At 76.6% G+C, this 2,402-nt stretch carries 4 protein-coding genes; 3 read left to right on the top strand and 1 reads right to left on the bottom strand.

Features of this window, described 5'->3' with window-relative positions; genetic code table 11:
• Positions 1-74 precede the first annotated feature (74 nt).
• A complete protein-coding gene (locus EAO70_RS02695) occupies positions 75-1,151 on the top strand; it encodes a hypothetical protein (RefSeq protein ID WP_148001424.1) in 1,077 nt (358 codons plus the stop codon).
• A gap of 39 nt (positions 1,152-1,190) precedes the next feature.
• Positions 1,191-1,598: a GNAT family N-acetyltransferase gene (locus tag EAO70_RS02690; RefSeq protein ID WP_148001423.1), complete on the top strand. Its 408-nt coding sequence runs from the start codon at positions 1,191-1,193 to the stop codon at positions 1,596-1,598.
• Positions 1,599-1,613: 15 nt separating this feature from the next.
• Here EAO70_RS02690 and EAO70_RS02685 read toward each other — a convergent pair whose 3' ends face one another.
• A complete protein-coding gene (locus EAO70_RS02685; RefSeq protein WP_148001422.1) occupies positions 1,614-2,030 on the bottom strand; it encodes a YdeI/OmpD-associated family protein in 417 nt (138 codons plus the stop codon).
• Between the two features lie 210 nt (positions 2,031-2,240).
• Here EAO70_RS02685 and EAO70_RS38750 point away from each other — a divergent pair.
• On the top strand, positions 2,241-2,402 hold a 162-nt coding region (locus EAO70_RS38750), incomplete at its 3' end, for a GNAT family N-acetyltransferase (RefSeq protein ID WP_315986195.1).

Raw genomic sequence — 2,402 nt, 5'->3', positions numbered from 1 at the left:
CGCCCCAGCCGGCCGGGCCCCCGCCCCAGCCGAGCGGGCCTCCACCGCCGGAGGCCGGGCTTTCGTCACCGAGCGTGGCTCGACCGTCGGCCGCCGGCACCGCGTTCCTGCTCGCCGCCGCGCCCGCCGGGCGCGGGCGGGCGATGGACGCCGCGTCCGTGCTGCCGGCCCTCGCCGCCGTACCGCCCGGCGTCCTCACCGGAACCTCCACCGCGACCCTCGTCGAACTCGCCGACCCGCTCGACCCGCAGACCGTCCTCACCCGGCTGCGGGCCGCGGCGGTGAGCCCCGGCCCGCTGGTGGTCTGCCTCGCGGGACAGCTCCACCTCGACCGCCGACAGCAGCTGACCCATCTCGCCCTCGCCCGCACCACTCCGGCCACCCTCCGCTACACCGCGCTGCCCTGGCACTGGCTGGCCGTCGAACTCGCCGTCCGCGCCGCCGGGACCACGACCGTCGTCGCGGACCTCGCCGCCGACCCCGAGGTATGGGAGCGCCTCACCGCCGAGCCCGGTCTCCTCCGGCTGGGCCCCGGACCCGCCCTCTACGGCAGGGTGGTCCCCGCCCCGCGCCGCGGCGAACTCCTCGCTCCCGCCTATCTGCGGTCCTGGGCCGAGCTCTGGCGCTCCGGCGCCCGCCTGCCGTACGCCACCCTCCACGCCGAGTCCGCCGCTCGGGCGGCCGCGGCCGCGCCGCGCTCGATCCTCCTCGCGCCGGCCCCCGCCCCCGCGCCGGCCGTCCCGCAGGACCCGCACCCCGCGATCCTGGCCGCCGCGTCGGCCGGACGGCACGGCGAGGCGGCGGCGATGGCCTCGTCCTGGGAGAGCGAGGCCCTGCGCCGCCACGGCCCCCGGTCCCCGCAGGCCGTCCACTGGACGGAGGTCCGGGCCGACCTCGCCCGCCTCGCCGGCGAGCCCGCCCGCAGCTGCGAGTTGTGGCTCTCCGCTGCCGAGGCCCGGCTCGGACTGGGGCAGCCGACCGACGACACCGACGTCGAAGGGGCCGTGGACCGCGCCCATCACCAGTGGGAGCGGATCGCCGACCCGGCGAGGGCCCGCGCCCTCGGCCCCGAGCTCGTCGCCCTGCGCCGACGGGTCCCGGGCCGACGGCCCGGAGCGCTGGCCGCGCTGACGCGACGCATGGCGGACTGAGATGATCGGAGGCGTGGACGGACCCCGAGGTCAGACGCCATCTGGGCGTGGACGGACCCCGAGGTCAGACGCCATCTGGGCGGCCCGGTCACCGAACAGGTCGTACGGATCCGGCAGCGGCGGGTCGTCGGAGCACCCGGCGTCCACGCGGTGGTGCGGTCGGCCGACGACGTCGTGCTCGGCCTCGTCTCGGTGGAGCCCGCGGCGCGGGAGGGGGAGACGGAGGTCTCGTACCAGTTCCTGCCCGAGCACTGGGGGCACGGCTACGCGCGGGAGGCGGTCGGCGCCGTCGTCGAGGCGACCCTCCTGGACACCCCCAGCGTGGTCGCGCTGACCCAGGAGGCGAACGCCCCCTCCCGGCGTCTCCTGGAGGCCGTCGGCATGTCGCACGCCGCCTCCTTCGTCGAGTACGACGCCCACCAGGTGCTCTACCGGCGCAGCCGCTGAGGCCCCGGCCCCGCGTCACCGGACCTTCTCGCCCGCCGCGAGCGTCGCCACCATGCGCTCCAGCCGTTGCGCCCGGCCCTTCTCCGTACGGGCCTGCCAGAGCCGCATGATCACCAGGTACTGATCGGTCCTCCCGAGCCCCTCGAAGAAGGCCTTGGCGTCCGCGTCGGCGGCGAGGGCCGCCGCGAGGTCGTCCGGCACCGTCGCCTCCGCCTGCGAGGGGTACGCGGACTCCCACCGGCCGTCCGCCTGCGCGGCCCGGACCTCCGCCAGGCCCGGCTCGCGCATCCGGCCCGCCGAGGTGAGCACCGCGACCTTGCGGACGTTCACCCGCGACCAGAGGCTCCGGGCGCGCCGCGGAGTGTACTTCTGGAGGTAGTAGGTGTCGTCGCCGCTCTTGCGCTGCCCGTCGATCCAGCCGAAGCAGAGCATGCAGTCGAGGATCTCCGGATTGGTCAGCGAGACACCGCCCCCGCGCCGCCGACGTCCCGGCGGTCACGAGGCTGTGGACGGACCCCGAGGTCAGACGCCATCTGGGCGGCCCGGTCACCGAACAGGTCGTACGGATCCGGCAGCGGCGTCACCGAACAGGTCGTACGGATCCGGCAGCGGCGGGTCGTCGGAGCACCCGGCGTCCACGCGGTGGTGCGGTCGGCCGACGACGTCGTGCTCGGCCTCGTCTCGGTGGAGCCCGCGGCGCGGGAGGGGGAGACGGAGGTCTCGTACCAGTTCCTGCCCGAGCACTGGGGGCACGGCTACGCGCGGGAGGCGGTCGGCGCCGTCGTCGAGGCGACCCTCCTGGAC

Origin of the sequence: Streptomyces sp. adm13(2018) (genome assembly GCF_008042145.1) — a bacterium.
GTDB lineage: Bacteria > Actinomycetota > Actinomycetes > Streptomycetales > Streptomycetaceae > Streptomyces.
The sequence above is the reverse complement of the archived record's forward strand: the minus strand, read 5'-3'. Positions and strand labels throughout refer to the sequence as shown.